Origin of the sequence: Ferdinandcohnia sp. QZ13 (genome assembly GCF_031324165.1) — a bacterium.
Taxonomy (GTDB): domain Bacteria; phylum Bacillota; class Bacilli; order Bacillales; family Bacillaceae_L; genus Ferdinandcohnia.
Genome location: NZ_JAVIVW010000015.1, coordinates 304,987 through 325,446, shown reverse-complemented (window position 1 = coordinate 325,446; position 20,460 = coordinate 304,987). Strand labels below are relative to the sequence as shown.

At 38.3% G+C, this 20,460-nt stretch carries 22 protein-coding genes; all 22 read left to right on the top strand.

The window, feature by feature from the left end; translation table 11 throughout:
• Nucleotides 1–23: 23 nt before the first annotated feature.
• The 22 genes from spoIIIAA to spo0A all read left to right on the top strand — a co-directional run bounded on the left by spoIIIAA (nt 24) and on the right by spo0A (nt 20,418).
• Nucleotides 24–947 (top strand): stage III sporulation protein AA, encoded by a 924-nt coding sequence (gene spoIIIAA, locus RGU12_RS15325; RefSeq protein ID WP_309536852.1) that lies wholly within the window; start codon nt 24–26, stop codon nt 945–947.
• Nucleotides 948–1,463, top strand: coding sequence for a stage III sporulation protein SpoIIIAB (gene spoIIIAB / locus RGU12_RS15320; RefSeq protein WP_309536851.1), 516 nt, complete (start codon nt 948–950; stop codon nt 1,461–1,463).
• Between the two features lie 15 nt (nt 1,464–1,478).
• Nucleotides 1,479–1,685: a stage III sporulation protein AC gene (gene spoIIIAC / locus RGU12_RS15315; protein ID WP_010284588.1), complete on the top strand. Its 207-nt coding sequence runs from the start codon at nt 1,479–1,481 to the stop codon at nt 1,683–1,685.
• Between the two features lie 13 nt (nt 1,686–1,698).
• Nucleotides 1,699–2,088, top strand: a complete 390-nt coding sequence (spoIIIAD, locus tag RGU12_RS15310; protein WP_309538265.1) for a stage III sporulation protein AD — start codon at nt 1,699–1,701, stop codon at nt 2,086–2,088.
• Nucleotides 2,089–2,113: 25 nt separating this feature from the next.
• Nucleotides 2,114–3,310: a stage III sporulation protein AE gene (gene spoIIIAE / locus RGU12_RS15305; protein WP_309536850.1), complete on the top strand. Its 1,197-nt coding sequence runs from the start codon at nt 2,114–2,116 to the stop codon at nt 3,308–3,310.
• A gap of 42 nt (nt 3,311–3,352) precedes the next feature.
• A complete protein-coding gene (gene spoIIIAF / locus RGU12_RS15300) occupies nt 3,353–4,003 on the top strand; it encodes a stage III sporulation protein AF (protein WP_309536849.1) in 651 nt (216 codons plus the stop codon).
• Entirely contained in the window at nt 4,004–4,675 is a 672-nt protein-coding gene (gene spoIIIAG, locus RGU12_RS15295; RefSeq protein WP_116352523.1) for a stage III sporulation protein AG, read from the top strand.
• 1 nt (nt 4,676) lies between these two features.
• On the top strand, nt 4,677–5,273 hold the full coding sequence (locus tag RGU12_RS15290; RefSeq protein ID WP_309536848.1) for a SpoIIIAH-like family protein: 597 nt from the start codon (nt 4,677–4,679) through the stop codon (nt 5,271–5,273).
• Between the two features lie 245 nt (nt 5,274–5,518).
• Nucleotides 5,519–6,025, top strand: coding sequence for an acetyl-CoA carboxylase biotin carboxyl carrier protein (gene accB / locus RGU12_RS15285; RefSeq protein ID WP_309536847.1), 507 nt, complete (start codon nt 5,519–5,521; stop codon nt 6,023–6,025).
• Nucleotides 6,026–6,119: 94 nt separating this feature from the next.
• Nucleotides 6,120–7,469 (top strand): acetyl-CoA carboxylase biotin carboxylase subunit, encoded by a 1,350-nt coding sequence (gene accC, locus RGU12_RS15280; protein ID WP_309536846.1) that lies wholly within the window; start codon nt 6,120–6,122, stop codon nt 7,467–7,469.
• A gap of 114 nt (nt 7,470–7,583) precedes the next feature.
• On the top strand, nt 7,584–7,994 hold the full coding sequence (locus RGU12_RS15275; RefSeq protein ID WP_309536845.1) for an Asp23/Gls24 family envelope stress response protein: 411 nt from the start codon (nt 7,584–7,586) through the stop codon (nt 7,992–7,994).
• 144 nt (nt 7,995–8,138) lie between these two features.
• Nucleotides 8,139–8,531 (top strand): transcription antitermination factor NusB, encoded by a 393-nt coding sequence (nusB, locus tag RGU12_RS15270; protein WP_309536844.1) that lies wholly within the window; start codon nt 8,139–8,141, stop codon nt 8,529–8,531.
• A 362-nt stretch (nt 8,532–8,893) separates the two neighbouring features.
• On the top strand, nt 8,894–9,760 hold the full coding sequence (gene folD, locus RGU12_RS15265) for a bifunctional methylenetetrahydrofolate dehydrogenase/methenyltetrahydrofolate cyclohydrolase FolD (protein WP_309536843.1): 867 nt from the start codon (nt 8,894–8,896) through the stop codon (nt 9,758–9,760).
• Nucleotides 9,761–9,772: 12 nt separating this feature from the next.
• Entirely contained in the window at nt 9,773–11,119 is a 1,347-nt protein-coding gene (xseA, locus tag RGU12_RS15260) for an exodeoxyribonuclease VII large subunit (RefSeq protein WP_309536842.1), read from the top strand.
• A complete protein-coding gene (locus RGU12_RS15255; protein WP_116352515.1) occupies nt 11,120–11,353 on the top strand; it encodes an exodeoxyribonuclease VII small subunit in 234 nt (77 codons plus the stop codon).
• A 2-nt stretch (nt 11,354–11,355) separates the two neighbouring features.
• Nucleotides 11,356–12,249, top strand: a complete 894-nt coding sequence (locus tag RGU12_RS15250) for a polyprenyl synthetase family protein (protein WP_309536841.1) — start codon at nt 11,356–11,358, stop codon at nt 12,247–12,249.
• Between the two features lie 342 nt (nt 12,250–12,591).
• On the top strand, nt 12,592–14,481 hold the full coding sequence (gene dxs, locus RGU12_RS15245; protein WP_309536840.1) for a 1-deoxy-D-xylulose-5-phosphate synthase: 1,890 nt from the start codon (nt 12,592–12,594) through the stop codon (nt 14,479–14,481).
• Nucleotides 14,482–14,484: 3 nt separating this feature from the next.
• Nucleotides 14,485–15,315 carry a TlyA family RNA methyltransferase gene (locus tag RGU12_RS15240; protein ID WP_309536839.1) on the top strand — a complete coding sequence of 277 codons (831 nt, stop codon included), beginning with the start codon at nt 14,485–14,487 and terminating at the stop codon, nt 15,313–15,315.
• Nucleotides 15,316–15,478: 163 nt separating this feature from the next.
• Complete coding sequence (gene ahrC, locus RGU12_RS15235; RefSeq protein WP_116352511.1) at nt 15,479–15,928, top strand: transcriptional regulator AhrC/ArgR; 450 nt, start codon at nt 15,479–15,481, stop codon at nt 15,926–15,928.
• Between the two features lie 30 nt (nt 15,929–15,958).
• Entirely contained in the window at nt 15,959–17,668 is a 1,710-nt protein-coding gene (gene recN / locus RGU12_RS15230) for a DNA repair protein RecN (RefSeq protein ID WP_309536838.1), read from the top strand.
• A gap of 379 nt (nt 17,669–18,047) precedes the next feature.
• A complete protein-coding gene (gene spoIVB / locus RGU12_RS15225; RefSeq protein WP_309536837.1) occupies nt 18,048–19,337 on the top strand; it encodes a SpoIVB peptidase in 1,290 nt (429 codons plus the stop codon).
• A 286-nt stretch (nt 19,338–19,623) separates the two neighbouring features.
• Nucleotides 19,624–20,418: a sporulation transcription factor Spo0A gene (gene spo0A, locus RGU12_RS15220; RefSeq protein ID WP_309536836.1), complete on the top strand. Its 795-nt coding sequence runs from the start codon at nt 19,624–19,626 to the stop codon at nt 20,416–20,418.
• The last annotated feature ends 42 nt before the right edge of the window (nt 20,419–20,460 follow it).

Here is a 20,460-nt window from a genome sequence, read left to right as displayed (position 1 = left end):
AGTTTAGATGAGGAGTTTACCATATGAAAGAGATAGTCGACGTTTTACCGAAATCAATCGCTAATCTAATAGCTAAGTATCCTCCAGAACGCAAAGAAAAACTGGAAGAAATCCGAATTAGGGTATCAAGACCTCTAGAAATTATTGAGAGTGGAATTCCAATTTTCCACAACTATATCGTGACAAGTGAAGATGCCATTCAGCTCCTTAACAAGCTTGGTCAATACTCGATTTATACGCTTGAAGAAGAGCTGAAACGTGGCTATGTGACGATTCAAGGTGGGCATCGAGTGGGACTAGCTGGTAAGGTCATTACAGAAAGTGGAATGGTTAAAGCCATTCGTGATGTTACCTCTTTTAATATACGGGTTGCCAAACAAAAAATCGGTGTCGCTGAACCACTTGCTCCATATCTCTATGACTCATATTGGAAAAATACCATCCTTATTGGTCCACCGCAAACTGGTAAAACAACATTATTAAGGGACCTTGCACGGATGATTAGCACAGGAATAGAAACAAGACGCATTCCCGCAATGAAGGTGGGAATTGTGGATGAACGTTCAGAGATTGCCGGATGTGTAAAAGGTGTTCCACAAGCGTCACTAGGACCAAGGGTTGATGTCCTAGATGCTTGTCCGAAGGCAGAAGGAATGATGATGATGATCAGGTCAATGAGTCCTGATGTATTAATAGTGGACGAGATTGGTAGAGATGAAGACAGTCAGGCAATTATGGAGGCCGTAAATGCTGGTGTAAGTTTGATTGTTACAGCACATGGCCATCAGATTTCAGATCTCATGAAGCGGCCGTCTTTAGAAAAAATAATTAACGCAGGGGTAATCGAGAGATTTGTAGAGCTATCACGCACAAAAGGGCCAGGAACAATTAAAGCTATCCTTGGTCCATCTGGCAAGCAACTTTTACCAAAAGTGAGCGTGACGTAAATGATAAAAATGATTGGAGCTATTTTAATATTACTTGCAACAACATGGGCTGGATTTGAGGCGGCGCGAAGGTTAAGTGAAAGACCGCGCCAACTGAGAATGCTTAAGACAGCATTGCAATCACTTGAAGCTGAAATCATGTATGGACATGTCCCATTAATAGATGTGGCTACCCATCTTGCAAGACAAATTCCGAAGCCGGTTTCTTACTTTTTCGAGGGGTTTGCAAAACGGCTTCAAACAGGAGAGGTAAGTGTAAAAGTAGCCTGGGATGAGAGTCTGAAAGAGGTGTCCAAGTTGACTGCTTTTCACCAAGGAGAAATTGAGATTCTTCAGCAGTTTGGTGAGACGCTTGGACAGCATGACAGAACCTCACAACAAAAACACATTTTACTCGCTATTACCCATCTCGAACGAGAAGAAAGCGAAGCAAAAGATAGACAACTGCGATATGAAAAAATGGTGAAAAGCCTGGGCTTTTTGTCAGGATTATTAGTAGTCATTTTATTGATTTAGGGGGAGAAGAAGCGAATGGGAGTGGATGTAAATATTATTTTTCAAATAGCCGGTGTAGGAATTGTGGTTGCCTTTCTCCATACAATCCTAGATCAAATGGGTAAAAAGGAGTATGCCCAGTGGGTAACGTTATTGGGCTTCATCTATATCCTGTTTATGGTCGCAACAATCGTAGAGGATCTCTTTAAAAAGATTAAAGCTGTATTTCTCTTTCAGGGGTAAGGAGGGGTGAGCGATTGAGATTATACAAATCGTTGGATTAGGTCTAATTGGGACCTTTCTAGCACTCATTGTAAAAGAACAAAAACCAACCTTTGCCTTTATGCTAATTGTGTTTATTGGCTGTGTGATTTTTCTCTTTTTAGTAGGGGAAATTTCCGACATCATTCGGATGCTTGAGAAAGTGGCCATTAATGCAAATGTGAACACCGTTTATGTGGAAACCATACTTAAGATCATAGGGATAGCCTACATTGCTGAGTTTGGAGCACAAATTACAAAGGATGCAGGGCAGGGATCCATTGCCTCAAAGATTGAACTCGGAGGAAAAATATTAATTTTAGCAATGGCGATACCAATTTTAACCGTTTTAATAGAAACAATTATTGGACTTATTCCAAGTTAAATCTGGTTTCCAAGGGGGTGGTTGAGTGACCAGTAGTAAAGTTTTTTCTTTTGGAGTATTATTGCTTTTCTTTTTCTCATTACCTCAATTTGTACAAGCATCACCCTCACAGCAAGAAATCATTGAAAATCAAATTCAAAATCAGGTTGAGGAACAGTTAGAAACCCTCGGCATCGACGAAATAAAACAATTCTGGGATGAAATAGTAACAGATTATGGTGGATATTTACCTGAAAGTCAAAAGGGTAGTTTACTAGAATTCATCCGTGGCGAGAAGGAGCTCTCATTGAAGGAGTGGTTGCTTGGACTCGTCAAATTCGTGTTTCATGAGTTAATTGCAAATGGAAAGCTTCTAAGTACATTAATCATGCTTACGGTTTTTAGTATGTTTTTACAAACCCTTCAAAATTCATTTGAGAAAAGTGCAGTCAGCAAGGTGGCCTATGCAATTGTATACATGGTGTTAATCATTATCGCATTAAATAGCTTCCGGGTTGCGATTATGTACACCGAGGAAGCCATCCAATCGATGATTAATTTTATCCTAGCGCTTGTGCCTTTGTTGCTAGCATTAGTGGCATCATCAGGTGGAGTTGCTTCTGCTGCATTGTTCCACCCACTGATTTTATTTTTAATGAATACAAGTGGGCTTTTGATTCAATATATCGTTCTACCATTATTGTTTATGGCAGCGTTATTGAGCATTGTAAGTACTTTAAGTGAACAATACAAGGTAACACAGTTAGCACAGTTACTAAGAAATGCGAGTATCGGAATCATTGGTGTGTTCTTGACTATTTTTCTTGGGGTTATATCCGTACAGGGTACCACAACAGCGGTTGCCGACGGAATCACAATCAGGACTGCAAAATTTATTACCGGAAATTTTATCCCAGTCATTGGTCGGATGTTCACAGATGCGACCGATACGGTTATAAGTGCCTCGGTCCTTTTAAAAAATACGGTTGGAATTTTTGGGGTGATCATTCTGCTATTAATTGCAGTGTTTCCTGCGATTAAAGTACTATCTTTAGCGATTATTTATAAATTGGCAGCTGCACTCTTACAACCACTTGGCGGGGGACCTGTTATTGCTTGTTTAGATATCATCAGTAAAAGCGTTGTTTATATTTTTGCAGCATTAGCTATCGTGTCACTGATGTTTTTTCTAAGTATTACGGTGATTGTCGCAGCTGGAAACTTGACATTAATGGTTAGATAGAAAAGCGGAATGCATCTATAAGCTAGACAAATAGACTTGGAGGTGAGGACACTGAGTTTTATAGCTGAATGGATAACAAATATTATTTTATTTATATTACTTGCCACCATTGTGGACATGCTTCTGCCAAGTTCGAGTATGCAAAAATACGTAAAAATGGTAACAGGGCTATTGTTAATCCTAATCATCCTCACTCCATTGTTCTCACTTTTTAAAACCGATCTGGATCAAGCCTTGTTAAATATGAATCTAAAACCGGTTCAATCAGAAAAAAATCTAGAAAATTTAATAGATTTGAAGAAAAAAGAAATACAAGCCTCACAACGTGCATATATTTTAGAAACGATGGCTGTCCAATTGGAATCTGAAGTAGAAGAGGAGTTGGTGCAAAACGAATATGATTTAACAGTTCAAAAAGTAAATGTATTCCTTTCGAGTGCAGTTGACGTTAAGGAAACTGTTACTTTGGACGACATTCAGTCAATCGAGGTGGTGTTATCAAAAGAGACTGCCGAGCCTGATGATGTCCCAGTTGTCAAACCAGTTGAGATTGATACCTCCAAACAGACTGAACCAGTGTATAAAAAAGTAGATCAAACCAACGTCAAAGCAATCACCAAATCATTATCTACTAGATGGGAACTTGACTCAGATAAAATCGTAGTCACTGTGGAAGGGGGGAAAGAGTCGTAGATGGATAAGAACAAAGGAATTCTGAATACAATCAAAGGGATGTTCTCCGGGTCTAAGGATGGACCACCAGATAAAAAAGGAAACAAAAAAAACCAATATTTTTTACTCTTATTAGCAGTTGGAATAGCCTTTATGTTAATTAGTAATCTATTTTCTGGTGACAAACCTACATCTTCTGTTATGACAGCATCGTCTTCAGACGTAAGTGCAAAAGATGAGCCAGCGTTTGGACAGCAGAAGGATGACCTGACAATGGCAATTTCAAAATATGAGGATCGTTATGAAAACGAGCTCAAGGAGGCACTCGAAGCCATTGCGGGAGTAGAGGATGTAATTGTTTCAGTTAGTGTAGACGCTACTGAAACAAAGATACTTGAAAAAAACACCGTAACCCAAAGCCAAATCACAAGTGAGGAGGACAGGGATGGTGGAAAAAGACAAGTAGAGGATATAACAAGCGATGAACAAGTTGTCATCATCCGGAGTGGTGATTCTGAAACACCGATTATCTTGAAAATTGAAAAGCCTGATATTCGTAGTGTTCTAATCGTCGCTAAGGGTGTTGAGAACGCAAAAATAAAACAAATGGTAGTTGAGGCAGTAACAAAAGGATTTGATGTTCCAAATCATAAGGTAGCTGTTGTACCAAGGAAAACGAAGGGGGATTCATAAAATGTTATTGAAAAAACAAACGGTATGGTTATTAACAATGTTAAGTCTAGTTGTAGTATTGTCAGTCTATTATATTACAACACCTGAAAACAACAATAATAATGTGGCAATGGAGCAAGATGAGCAAAAGGATAATGAAAAAGAAAATGTAGAAACATCAACTGAAAATAAAGATGGTGCGAGTGTTACAGTAGAAGAGGATGAAGATGGCAACGTCATTTCTTCTGTTGCAAGTGATGATATGTTTGCCGCATTACGCTTAGAAATTGACGAGCACCGCAGTAAATTAAGAAGTAATCTTGAGGATCAAACGGCTTCAACTGAGCTTACAGCGGATCAAAAGCTAAAAGCTTATGATGAACTAAAGAAGCTTGATGATATCGAAACAAAAGAAAAAATTATTGAAATGCTGATCAAAGGGAATAATTACGAAGATGCTCTAGTTCGCGTAGAGGGTGACAAAATTAAGATTACAGTTAAAGCAAAGGAAAGCTCTAAAAAGGCAGCCAATGATATTTTACGTCTGGTACGCAGTGAGTTAGGCGACCTTCAAAATCTTGCTGTACAATTCGAAGTAACGGGTGAAAAAGAAAAATAAGTGTTACGAAAGCGCGGTATGAATGCCGTGCTTTTTATTTTTTTCATAAATAAATGAAATTTGGGGAAGGTTTTGATATGATTTGTTTACTGATGATAACGTTTTCGATAAAAAATATCAGCAAAATATTGAAATGCACCTTTTAAGTATCGTATCATATTAGTATGTGGTACTAATACTAGCAATAAAATGCTGACCTACATTTGAAAATATATTTTTATCTAATCACAAGGAGTGTAACCGAAATGTTAAAAATTCAAGAGCTACGTGAGCTTATTAAGTTAGTTGATCATTCAAATATTGATGAGTTTACATTTGAGAGTGAAGGCTCAAAAATCAAAATGAAAAAAAATAAAGAAACAACTGTTCAAACAGTAGTTGAAAACAAGGCACAAGCACAGCCAGTTGCGCCGGTTGTAACTGAAGTACCTCAGGCTGTTGCGCAACCTGCACAGCCACAAACACAGCAAGCACAACCTGCTGCCACTTCACCAGCACCAACAGTAGATGAAAATTTACATAAAATTGTTTCTCCAATGGTTGGTACATTCTATGCTTCTCCATCACCAGATGCTGAAGCTTATGTTAAAAAAGGTGATAAAGTAAAAGAAGATTCAGTCGTTTGTATCGTTGAAGCAATGAAGCTATTTAACGAGATCGAAGCAGAAGTGAATGGAGAAATCGTTGAAATATTAGTTGAGAATGGTCAGCTTGTGGAATATGGCCAACCATTATTTCTAGTAAAAGCATAAAGTCTTGTTCAAAAAGGGGGAGGGTTTAAAAGACTAAATGTCAATTCTATTCGGCCAACTTTTTGAACATCACATAAAGTAAGGAGCTTACCCTATGTTAAAAAAGATATTAATAGCAAATCGTGGAGAAATTGCAGTTCGTATTATTCGTGCTTGTAAAGAACTTGGAATTGAAACGGTAGCCGTTTTTTCTGAGGCAGATCGTGAATCACTCCACGTTCAATTAGCAGATGAGGCCTATTGTATAGGTCCTAAATCTTCAAAAGATAGCTATTTGAATTTTACGAATATCATTAGTGTTGCAAAGCTAACAGAGAGTGAAGGAATTCATCCTGGTTATGGTTTTTTAGCAGAAAATGCCGATTTCGCAGAACTATGTCGTGAAGTGAACCTCACTTTCATCGGTCCAAGTCCTGAAGCGATTAACAAAATGGGGACAAAGGACGTAGCGCGTGAAACGATGAGAGAAGCGGGAGTACCAATCGTACCAGGTTCTCAAGGTATCATCAAAGATACAGATGAAGCGATCGCACTTGCTAATGAAATGGGTTACCCAGTTATTATTAAAGCTACTGCTGGTGGCGGTGGTAAAGGGATCCGAGTGGCTAAGAGTGAAGAGGAACTAGTTAAAGGAATCAATATCACTCAGCAAGAAGCAGCAACTGCCTTTGGCAACCCTGGCGTATATATTGAAAAATATATTCAAGATTTTCGCCATGTTGAAATTCAAGTATTAGCCGATAACTATGGAAATGTGATACATTTAGGAGAGAGAGATTGCTCGATTCAACGTCGATTGCAAAAGCTTGTTGAGGAAACTCCATCACCTGCTCTAAATGAAACAACAAGACAAAAGATGGGTGAGGCGGCCGTTAAAGCGGCTAAAGCTGTTGATTATTCAGGTGCAGGAACAATTGAATTCATTTATGATCATATTAATGATCAGTTTTATTTCATGGAAATGAATACGAGAATTCAAGTTGAGCATCCCGTTACAGAGATGGTAACTGGTGTAGATTTAATTAAAGAAATGATTCGCGTGGCATCTGGAGAAAAGCTTTCATTGACCCAAAGTGATGTAACCTTTAATGGTTGGGCCATTGAATGCCGAATCAATGCAGAGAATCCTGAGAAGAATTTCATGCCTTCTCCTGGAAAAATTGAAATGTATTTACCTCCTGGTGGTTTTGGGGTAAGAGTAGACTCTGCGGCATATCCTGGCTATTCAATACCTCCATATTATGATTCGATGATTGCGAAGCTCATTACATATGGGGCAACGAGAGAAGAAGCGATTGCAAGAATGAAGCGCGCTCTCAGTGAATTTGTCATTGAAGGTGTACACACGACGATTCCATTCCATTTTAAGCTTATGAATCATGAAAAATTTGTGGGTGGGGACTTCAATACAAAATTTCTTGAATTATACGAGGTTATGAAGTAGTAGATCAAATACGCCTTGGCGTATTTGCGTCTAAATTGATTGGCTTATACAGTTTTATCCACCACATATAGAAGTGGGGGACTGAATAAAGTTATATGTAGGAGGTGCTTGCTGATGGCAGCGGAAACGAATATTTTAGAAATGGATCAAGGTAGTAACGGCCTTGGTAAGGTTGAGATTGCACCAGAGGTAATTGAAGTAATTGCAGGTATCGCTTCTTCAGAAGTTGAAGGAGTAGCATCAATGAGAGGTAACTTTGCTTCTGGAGTGGTTGAAAAGCTAGGAAAGAAAAATCATGGAAAAGGTGTCAAAGTCGAATTAACAGAAACAGGTATTATTGTTGATGTATTCTGTGTCATGAACTTTGGTGTTTCGATTCCAAATGTAGCTCGTCAAATTCAAGACAATGTACGACAAGCTTTATTGAATATGACAGCTTTAGATGCAAATGAGGTAAATATCCATGTTGTTGGAGTCTTATTTGAAACCCAAAAACAAGAAGCATTAATTGAAGAAGAAATGTAAGGGGAAAATTGTCTGATGGCAAACGCTATCAGGCATTTTTTATTTTCAACATTAGGGTTGGTTTTTATTTTGAAATTATTTTATGATATTATCATGTTATTAGAATGTAAATATTAGCTTTAATATACATAAAGGAGAAATAGAATGAAAAGACGTACAGCACGACAAAAGGCTTTACAATCGTTATTTCAGATTGATGTAAGTGGAAGTGAGCCAAAGGAAGCGATTGAAAGTGTACTGGAAGAAGAGTCTTTAGATCCTTTTTTGGAGCAACTCGTTCATGGAGTTGTCGAACATAAGGAAGAAATTGATGACTTATTACGAGGGCATCTTGAAAAATGGAATCTCGAAAGACTTGCAAATGTAGATCGCTCGATTTTGCGAATTGCTGTCTTTGAAATGAAATACCTGGAAGAAATCCCTGTAAAGGTTAGTATTGATGAGGCAATTGAGCTTGCTAAAGAATTTGGGGATGATAGCTCTAGTCGTTTCGTCAATGCAATCTTATCAAAAATAAAGGATTCATTAGTGAAGTAACCATTACTTTGTGTTTTGAAAAGGCTGTTTTCGCAAACTTTGTTCTTTTTGGATAAGACTGTGCTAAAGAAAATAATAATGATTGACCTTCCTGTGATTTCGGCGGATGGTACGAGATCCTCGAAAATGCAGGCATTTTCTTCGTGCGGTGAAGTTTCAAGGAAGCAAACTCAACGTCCTGCGGGAATAGCGAGCCAAGCGAGACCCCGCAGTGAAGCGAGGAGGCTTGCGGATCGCCCGCGGAAAGCGAGTACCAGGAGCAGAAATCACCCTATGTTTTAAAAGCAACAATCTTTTAGAAATGAGCATTTGAAAAATAGAATTTCAAAATAGTCGAATGGATAACAAGGGAGAGTTGAAAATTGGCAGCAGAGATTATTAGTGGGAAAGAATTAGCGCAATCAAAACGTAATGAAATCGCATTAGAAGTACAAAAGTTATCTCAGCAAGGAATTGTTCCAGGCTTAGCTGTATTATTGGTGGGTAATGACCCTGCTTCAAGATCCTATGTAAAAGGGAAAGATAAAGCATGTAAGGAAACAGGTATCCATTCCCTAATGCTCGAATATCCGGAAACAATCACAGAAGAATTTTTACTTGGGGAAATTGACCGCTTAAATCAAGATCCGTCTATCCATGGAATTCTTGTTCAATTACCATTGCCAAACTCAATTAATGAAACAGCTGTTATCGAGAGAATCTTACCTGAAAAAGATGTCGATGGTTTCCACCCGATAAACATTGGCCGAATGATGACTGGACAAGATGCTTTTCTTCCATGCACGCCGTTTGGAATCATTGAAATGGTGAAATCCAAGCAAATTTCAATTGAGGGTAAACATGTTGTAGTGGTTGGAAGAAGTAATATTGTCGGAAAGCCTGTTGGTCAACTCTTCCTTAAAGAAAATGCTACAGTGACTTATTGCCATTCAAGAACAACAAACCTAAAAGAAATGACCCTTCAAGCTGATATTTTAGTTGCAGCTGTTGGTAAGGCGAATTTTATTCCTGGTGACTATATTAAAGAAGGCGCAGTTGTAATCGATGTTGGCGTAAACCGTCTTGAATCCACTGGAAAGCTTGTTGGTGACGTTGTGTTCGATGATGCAAAGGAAAAAGCAAGTTATATTACACCAGTTCCAGGTGGAGTAGGTCCAATGACAATTACTATGCTTCTGCATAATACCGTTCAATCAGCAAAGAATGTTGCCCTTCTTTCAAGGAAGTAGGGATTAGTTATAATGGATCAGAATCGTTATTTAACTGTAACAGCTTTAACCAAGTATATTAAACGGAAATTCGATGCTGACCCTCACCTCCAGGATATTTGGGTGAAGGGAGAAATCTCAAATTTTAAAGCACATAGTCGCGGGCATATGTATTTTACGATTAAGGATGGACAAGCGCGAATTCAAACGGTTATGTTTGCTGGTTATAACCGTGATTTGAAGTTTACTCCAGAAAACGGGATGAAAGTATTACTTCGCGGCGAGGTAACAGTTTTTGAATCGAACGGAAATTATCAGCTCTATGTAAAAGAAATGCAGCCAGACGGCATCGGGAATTTATACTTAGCCTATGAGGAAATGAAAAAGCGACTAGAGGCAGAAGGGCTTTTTTCGCAAAAGTATAAAAAGCCCATCCCTAATATCCCGCATTATATTGGCATTGTTACATCACCAACTGGTGCAGCAATCCGGGATATAATCACAACAATAAGACGTCGATTTCCAATTGCAAAAGTTATTGTTTTTCCTGCTTTAGTTCAAGGAGTAAATGCAGGACCATCCGTCGTACAAGCTATTCAAAAAGCAAATGATTTTGGGGAAATTGATGTTCTTATTGTTGGACGTGGTGGTGGCTCGATTGAAGAGCTTTGGGCTTTTAATGAGGAAATTGTAGCACGTGCGATTTTTCAGTCAAAGGTACCGGTTATTTCAGCAGTAGGACATGAAACAGATATTACGATTGCCGATTTTGTTGCAGATTTACGTGCACCTACACCAACCGGAGCTGCTGAGTTGGCTGTTCCGCACATGGCCGAGCTATCAGAACGTTTACTAGTGAGACATACACGTTTATTACGTGCTATGAAGGAAAAACTGATAAATGATTCAAAACGATTAGATACCTTGAAAAAGTCATATGCTTTTCGTTTTCCAAAAAATCTCTATGAACAAAAAGAGCAACAGCTTGACCGCTTAGTAGAACGTTTAGAAAGAGAAGCGGTTATGGCTATTTCTCGTAAGCAAGAGGCATTTCAAAAGGTAAAGCTTAGGCTGCAACATAACCACCCAAGTGAAAAGCTTATTCAAGCAAGACAAAAGCAGGATCTTAATACGAAAATGCTTGTAAAAGAATTTAAACAAATTCTAAAACAAAAGCAATATGCTTTTTCATCAAAAGTAGCTAAGCTTGAAGCATTAAGTCCATTAAAAATTATGGATCGTGGCTATAGTCTCGTATATGACCAGGAACAACATTTAGTGAAAAGTGTAAAGCAGGTTGAATCGGGGAATTTAATCAAGGTAAAACTTACGGACGGTACCCTTGACTGTGAAGTAATTGAAACAGAGGAGAGACAATAAATGAGTGAAGAGAAGGTATTAACCTTTGAGGAAGCAATGGAGCAACTTGAACAAATTGTTGAACGACTTGAAGAAGGGGATGTCCCTTTAGAAAAAGCAATCACTTATTTCCAAGATGGAATGAAGCTTTCAAAGCTTTGTCATGACAAGCTTCAGCATGTTGAAAAGCAAATGGAGCAAATTTTGCGTGAAGATGGCGAACTCGAGCCGTTTACGATTCAGGAGGAAGAATAATAGTGGGACTAACTGAGGTAGAGCAATTTTTAGACAATCAAAAGAAAAATATTGAAGAACAGCTCCCAACGTATATTTCACATTTATCAGCTCCGAACATTATCAAGGATGCTATGCACTATTCTCTTGAAGCAGGTGGGAAACGGATTCGGCCATTATTGCTATTGGGCACGCTTCATTCCTTTGGGAAAGATGAAGGTATTGGAATACCGACTGCGTGTGCAATTGAAATGATTCATACATATTCTCTTATTCATGATGATCTTCCAAGTATGGATGATGATGATCTTCGCAGGGGAAAGCCTACCAATCATAAAGTGTTTGGAGAAGCAATTGCGATTTTAGCAGGGGACGCCCTATTAACTTATAGTTTTCAGATCATTTCTGAGACCATGAAAGACCAAATATCCCCTGAAAAAAAGCTATTACTCATTACTGAGTTAGCCAAAGCTTCAGGACCTGAAGGAATGGTAGGGGGACAGGTTGCTGATATGAAAGGCGAAGGAGCTGTCTTGAATCTAGAAGAACTTGAATACATCCATCGCCATAAAACTGGAAAATTATTAGCGTATAGTGTTATTGCAGGAGCAATTCTTGCAGATGCTACTAGTGAGCAGCTTGAGAAGCTTACACAATTTGCGCATCATTTAGGCTTAGCCTTTCAAATTCGAGATGATATTTTAGATATTGAAGGCACAGAAGTAGTTCTTGGGAAACCGGTCGGCAGTGATACAGGTAATCATAAAAATACATATCCTGCTTTATTAACGCTTGAGGGTGCAAAGGAAAAATTAACCTTTCATATAGATGAAGCAAAACGGTTTTTATATAGTGTTGATATGAAACATGATATACTAGACTATATGTGTAATCTAATCGCATCTAGAGATCATTAAATATACTTTTAGCGGATGTTCAAAAAGTCCGGTAAAAATGACACAGCGTCAGAGGAACTTCGACTAACTACCGACACTTCCTGTGTCGAACGTCGAAGTCACCACATCCTGTGGAAGCTCGTTGGCTTGCTTTTCAGTTGCTCTCACGTATTAACAACATACGTTCCGCTACTCAAAGCTTCGCCGCCTTGAACTTTCGACGCACAGGATGTGCTAGTGCCGGCGACGCCACAGGACGTGGCGCTTTTAGCCGGCGTGGTCCTTTTTATCCTCCTTTTTGAACAAGTATTTTAGCTTTAATGTATATGACTGCTGAATAGTAAATGAAAGTGAGTGAAACCTTTGGATCTTCTAAGTATTAAAGACCCTAAGTTCCTTAAAAATATGTCAATAGCTGAATTGGATAAATTAAGTCAGGAAATCCGTCAATTTTTAATAGAAAAACTATCAAAGACTGGTGGACATATTGGCCCTAACCTTGGTGTTGTTGAATTAACAATTGCATTACATAGGGAGTTTGACAGCCCAAAGGATAAATTGATTTGGGATGTTGGTCACCAGTCCTATGTACATAAAATATTGACTGGACGGGCTTGTGAATTTGATACATTGCGTCAATATAAAGGGCTATGTGGGTTTCCGAAGCGTATTGAAAGTGAGCATGACGTTTGGGAAACTGGACATAGCTCAACAAGTCTTTCCGCGGCTATGGGAATGGCTGTTGCCCGAGATGTAAAAGGAACCAAGGAATTTGTCATCCCTATCATTGGCGATGGTGCCTTAACTGGTGGAATGGCATTGGAAGCGTTAAATCATATTGGACATGAAAAGAAAGACATGATTGTGATTCTAAATGACAATGAAATGTCAATTGCGCCAAATGTGGGTGCCCTTCACCATGTCCTTGCGAGATTGCGTACTGCAGGAAAATATAATTGGGTAAAAGATGAGCTTGAGCTTTTACTCAAGAGAATTCCAGCTGTAGGTGGAAAGCTTGCGGCAACTGCAGAGCGTGTAAAAGATAGTCTTAAATATCTACTTGTATCTGGAGTCTTTTTCGAGGAACTAGGATTTACATACTTAGGCCCGATTGATGGACATAATTTTGAGGATTTATTTGAAACCCTTGAATACGCAAAGAAAACGAAGGGCCCAGTATTAGTTCATGTCATTACGAAAAAAGGAAAAGGCTACACCCCGGCTGAAACAGACAAAGTGGGTACGTGGCATGGTACAGGACCTTATAAAATTGAAACAGGTGATTTCGTTAAACCTGAAAATGCACCACCTGCTTGGAGTGCAGTCATTAGTGAGACCGTGCGGAAGCTTGCGAAAGATGATAAGCGAATTGTCGCGATTACCCCTGCAATGCCTGTAGGTTCTAAGCTTGAAAAATTTGCAAATGAATTTCCTGAGCGTATGTATGATGTAGGAATTGCGGAACAGCATGCAACTACGATGGCTGCTGGACTAGCTACGCAAGGTATGAAGCCGTTTCTTGCTATATATTCGACCTTTTTACAAAGGGCATATGACCAGGTTGTGCACGATGTGTGCCGTCAAAATTTGAATGTATTCATTGGAATCGATCGTTCTGGTTTAGTAGGAGCTGATGGAGAGACACATCAAGGTGTATTCGATATTGCCTTTTTAAGACATATTCCTAATATGGTTATTATGATGCCAAAGGACGAGAACGAAGGTCAGCATATGGTGAATACGGCAATTCATTATGATGACGGTCCAATTGCCTTAAGATATGCAAGGGGAAATGGTCTTGGAGTCGAAATGGATGAGGATCTTAAGCTTATTCCGATTGGTTCATGGGAGATTCTAAAACCTGGCACAGATGCTGTAATTTTAACGTTTGGGACAACCATACCTATGGCACTTGAGGCTGCAGAGTTACTTGAAAAAGAAGATATTTCTGTAAGGGTTGTAAATGCACGCTTTATAAAACCCCTTGATGATGATATGATGCATCAAATTTTAGGTTCAAATCTTCCTGTATTAACTATTGAGGAATCTGTGTTGATGGGCGGATTTGGTAGTGCAGTTCTTGAATTTGCCAATGACCATGAATATCAAAATGCGAAAATTGATCGTATGGGTATTCCTGATCAATTTATTGAGCATGGCAGCGTGAACGAACTACTTCGTGAAATTGGAATGACAACTGAGAATGTAGTGGAACGTATTCAAAAGCTCGTACCTAAGAAGAAAAGAGTGTAGAACATGGGTACAAAAAAAGAGAGACTCGATGTTTTATTAGTTGAACGTGGCTTAATCGAAACGAGAGAAAAGGCAAAACGCACAATCATGGCTGGTCTCGTTTATTCTAATGAAGAACGACTTGATAAGCCAGGGGAAAAAGTAGAAATTGATTTACCACTTACCATTAAAGGAAATGTTATACCTTATGTTAGTCGAGGTGGCTTGAAGCTTGAGAAAGCCATAAAAGATTTTGATTTGAATATAAAAGATAAAATCATGATTGATGTTGGCTCTTCAACTGGTGGCTTTACGGATTGCGCCCTCCAAAATGGCGTGAAAAAATCATATGCGCTAGACGTAGGGTATAACCAGTTAGCATGGAAGCTACGACAGGATGAACGCGTAGTCGTCATGGAAAGAACCAACTTCAGGTATGTAACGCCAGCTGACCTTCAAAGTGGTTTACCGGAGTTTGCTACAATTGATGTCTCCTTTATCTCGTTGAGGCTGATTTTACCTGTTTTAAAAACACTTCTTGTACCGAATAGTGATGTTGTAGCTCTTGTAAAACCACAATTTGAAGCGGGAAAAGAGCAAGTTGGTAAAAAAGGGATTGTACGTGATCCGAAGACCCATGAGGCGGTGCTAATGCATATTATTGAATTTTCCTTGAAGGAAGGGTATGATTGCATCAATTTATCTTTCTCACCAATCACAGGTGGGGAAGGAAATATCGAATTTTTACTTCATTTACGCTGGAATGGATCTGCAGAAATCGGTGAAAACAAACTACCTGTATCTGAACAAGAGGTTGTCGAAAATGCACATTCTAACTTAAAATCCGATAAATGATAAAAAACGGGATAGCCACTGTGCTGTCCTTTTTCTTCGTGGAGAATATTTAGTCCATACGTAGTGTTAACACGAAAATTGTTAAAAAAAATGTACAATCTTGTCAGAATCGGCTAACATAGGAGGTAATAATCCACGTTTGTGAAAGTGAGAGGAATTCAGTATGAATAAGGGGCAAAGACATATTAAAATTCGTGAAATTATCACGAGCCATGATATAGAAACACAAGATGAGATTGTAGATATTTTAAAAAGCGAGGGGTACAACATTACCCAAGCGACTGTATCCCGTGACATTAAAGAACTTCATTTAGTGAAGGTGCCTATGATTGATGGTCGTTATAAATACAGTTTACCTGCTGACCAACGATTCAACCCGCTTCAAAAACTTAAACGTTCATTAATGGATGCTTTCGTAAAAATTGATTCGGCAGGGCATATGCTTGTGATGAAAACTTTACCGGGGAATGCAAATGCTATTGGTGCTTTAATTGATCATTTGGATTGGGAAGAAATTTTAGGAACAATATGTGGAGATGATACCATCTTAATTATTTGCAAAACGCCAGAGCAAACAGAGACGGTCTCAAATCGATTCCTAGACATGCTATGACGCGAGACAGTGGAAGAGGAGGTGTAGGAATTGTTAGCAGAACTATCAATAAAGAATTTCGCCATTATTGAATCTCTTTCGATTTCATTAGAAAAAGGTTTAACAGTTTTGACAGGTGAAACAGGAGCGGGGAAATCCATCATCATTGATGCCATTCATTTATTGGTCGGTGGTAGAGGTTCCGTTGAATTTGTACGATATGGCGAAGAACGTGCAGAAATTGAGGGTCTCTTTTTGATTGAAGATGACAATCATCCCTGTTACACAAAAGCTATGGAATTTGGTATTGAAATTAGCGAGGGAATGGTTGTTTTACGAAGAGATATTTCCAAATCAGGAAAAAGTGTCTGTAGAATTAATGGGAAACTCGTGACCATTTCCATTCTTCGTGAATTTGGCAGAACATTAATCGACATTCATGGACAGCATGAACATCAGGATTTGATGAATCAGGAACAACATATCTATATGCTTGACCAATACGGTGGAGATACGCTTAAACAGGCATTACAGGAATACCTAGCCGTATATAAGGATTTTTTAAATGTGAAGCAACGCTTAAAAAGCTTTAATGAAAATGAGCAAGAGTTGGCCCATCGTCTTGATTTAATCCAATTTCAATTAAATGAGATTGGAAAAGCGAATCTGAAGCCTAATGAAGATGTGGTACTAACAGAAGAAAGAAATAAGATTTCAAATTACGAAAAGATCTTTAAATCACTTCAAAATAGCTATAACGCTCTATATGGAGACCAAAAAGGTCTTGATTGGGTGGGGCTAGCCATGAATCAAGCCGAAGCTGTAATGGATATTGATAAAGAATTAAAGAGCATTCATGAGACAATCTCTAATAGCTTTTATTTGTTAGAGGAAATTTCTTATAAAATCCGAGATCAATTAGATAAATTAGAGTTTGACCCAGCAAGACTCGATTTTATTGAAGGTCGTTTGAATGAAATTGCACAGTTAAAGCGGAAATATGGACAATCAGTTGAGGAAATTCTCGAATATGCTGCTAAGATTGAGGATGAAATCGACACTATTCAAAACCGTGAGCAACATATTGGAAAGCTAAAAGAAGAACTCGAATCTATTTTAGAAGATGTGAAGCTTGAGTCCGAAAATGTTTCACAGATTCGAAAAAAGCTAGCAAAAGAGCTTATTGGTAAAATAACACAGGAATTGAAAGACCTGTATATGGAAAAAGCAAAATTCGATATTAAATTTTTTGAAGATACACCTATTAAATTCACTCTAAATGGGAAAGATGATATTGAATTTTATATTTCTACAAATCCTGGTGAACCACTCAAGCCTTTGGCAAAAATTGCTTCAGGGGGAGAACTCTCTAGGATTATGCTGGCGATTAAGAGTATATTCTCAAAACATCAAGGTGTTACTTCCATCATATTTGATGAAGTAGATACTGGTGTAAGTGGCCGCGTTGCTCAAGCAATTGCAGAAAAAATCTATGGTATTTCTGTAAACTCCCAGGTACTTTGTATTTCCCACCTTCCACAGGTTGCGGCAATGTCTGATACCCATTTATTTATTACAAAGGAAACTATTCAAGGAAGAACTACAACCTCAGTTACTTCCCTAGATGAAACCGAAAAAATCAAAGAGATTAGCCGTATGATTTCCGGAGTTGAAATCACAGATTTAACGAAAGAGCATGCAAAAGAATTATTAAGCCTTGCAAAGGAAAGCAAACTTACACGTCAAATGGTAAATCATTGAATAGGCCAGGCCAACTCGGGATGGATGTGAAGAATGAGTAGCTTTATACAAAGTTAAGAGCGATTTTTATTTGTAATGCTATCCAAATTGGGTAGCTTTTTTAATCTCATAGCAGTTATAAATGTTGCTCTGAAAGGTCAAATTATAGAATGTAGCCATAACTTTTATTCAGTCGGGTTTAAGCCTCCGGCGGATGCCACGATTTTTCAAATGAAATTTTACGAAACGTAAGATCAAAGACTAAGAACGCCCCACTTACTGTGGCAACGTCTTTGTGACCCATCTCGTATGGGCCTAAAAAAAATCGGGCGGCATTTACGCTAAGGCGCATTTGATTCATGTTATGGTATGGGATAGGAGCGAGGAGAGTGAAAAATAAATGAAAACAGATAAAATTAGATATTTAATTGGTACATTTCTCCTTGTTTCAATAATGGCTTTAGGGTTTTCCAAGCCACTAAAAGAATATATAGAAATTCCTAAACACCTTACTTTGTTTGAAGGCCAAGATTTCACAGTTCAATCTACATTACCAGTCACGACAACGATTCAAGATTCGAGTTATGCCTTTTCATCGGCTACCGATGATCAACAAATCTCTGTTGCTGCAAAAGAAAGCGGTGAAGGAGAGATGATGGTTGAGTTCGCAGGTATTCCAGTCAAAAAAGTAAATGTTAATGTTTTATCAGATTTTAGAGTGATACCTGGTGGGCAATCAATAGGGGTGAAACTGAATACGCTAGGTGTGCTGGTTGTTGGTCACCACCAAATTGAAACAGAGGATGGTAAAAAGTCCCCAGGTGAAATTGCTGGAGTACAGGTGGGTGACATCATTAAAGAAATTAACGGTAAAAAAATTGATAAAATGAGTGATGTTGGACCATTTGTTCAAGAATCTGGTAAGACAGGTGAACCGTTAGACTTAGTAATTGTCCGAGACAACGAGGATATTAAGACGAAACTTATGCCACTAAAGGATAAAAATGATGAGGCATATCGAATAGGACTGTATATCCGTGATTCAGCTGCTGGTATCGGAACAATGACTTTCTACCACCCAGAAACAAAAAAATATGGGGCGTTAGGCCATGTTATCTCCGATATGGATACGAAAGAGCCGATCGTGGTATCCGATGGACAGATTGTAAGATCAACTGTAACCTCCATTGAAAAAGGAAGTAATGGTGATCCAGGCGAAAAGCTAGCACGTTTTTCAGCAGATAAGGAAATCATAGGGAACATTAAACGCAATAGTCCCTTTGGGATCTTTGGTGAATTAAACAAACAAGTGAATAACGGCATTATGGATAAGCCGCTACCAATTGCGCTTTCACATCAAGTTAAACCGGGACCTGCAAAGATTTTAACAGTCGTGGAAAATGATAAAGTTGAGGAATTTGACATAGAAATTGTAAGTGCTGTTCCTCAAAAAATTCCTGCTACAAAAGGAATGGTTGTTAAAATAACGGATAAACGCCTCTTAGAAAAAACAGGTGGTATCGTTCAAGGTATGAGCGGTAGCCCAATCATCCAAGATGGCAAATTGATTGGTGCAGTTACACATGTATTCGTAAATGATCCGACAAGCGGATATGGTGTCCATATTGAATGGATGTTAAGTGAAGCGGGTATTGATATTTATAAGAAGGAACAGAAAAAAGCGAGCTAATATGCTCGCTTTTCTTTTTGGACTAACATTTTCTATCGCCAAAAGTTAAATGAGATTATATAATGAAATCAAAACAAAGATTTTTCGACAAAACCTAAATTTTATAAATAATTTATGGCGTATTTAGTCGAATATTTAAGTATAATGGAGAATAAATTATTTTTCAATAAATTTTTCCTATTTTTTTAAAAAAATAAAGGAATTCTTATTGCATTGTCGAAATCTTTCTTTAGAATAAGAATATATAGACAAATTTTTGCGGATTTTAGCTTGAGGAGGAAACAGAGTGAAAAAAATAACAGTTTGTGTGGTTGATGATAACAGGGAACTGGTTAATTTACTTGATGAATATTTATCTAGCCAAGATGATATCGAAGTCTTAGGTGTTGCCTATAATGGTCAAGATTGCCTTAATATGCTTCAAGATAAACAGCCAGATGTTCTCGTTTTAGATATTATTATGCCTCACCTAGATGGATTAGCAGTACTAGAAAAACTACGTGATTCAAATCTTGAAAAACAGCCTAATGTTATTATGTTAACTGCTTTTGGTCAGGAGGATGTGACGAAAAAGGCTGTCGATTTAGGAGCTGCATACTTTATTCTAAAGCCTTTTGATATGGAAAATCTTGCGAGTCGAATTCGTCAAGTTAGCGGAAAGGCTGCTCCGATTGTTAAACGTAATCCATCAAATCAGCTTGTTCGTTCACAGCAGGAAAATAGTCCGAAAAATTTAGACGCGAGCATTACAAGTATTATTCACGAAATTGGAGTTCCAGCACATATAAAAGGATATCTATACTTAAGGGAAGCAATCTCAATGGTATACAATGATATCGAATTATTGGGCTCAATCACAAAGGTTCTTTATCCAGATATTGCGAAGAAATTTAATACCACTGCAAGCCGCGTAGAGCGTGCAATTCGTCATGCCATTGAAGTTGCTTGGAGCCGAGGAAATATTGACTCTATTTCTAATCTTTTTGGTTATACAGTGAGCATGTCGAAAGCAAAGCCTACAAATTCTGAATTCATCGCGATGGTCGCTGATAAACTTCGTCTCGAACACAAAGCCTCTTGAGAGGGTAAGAAGTAAATTTATTCGAACTTATTACTCGTCATA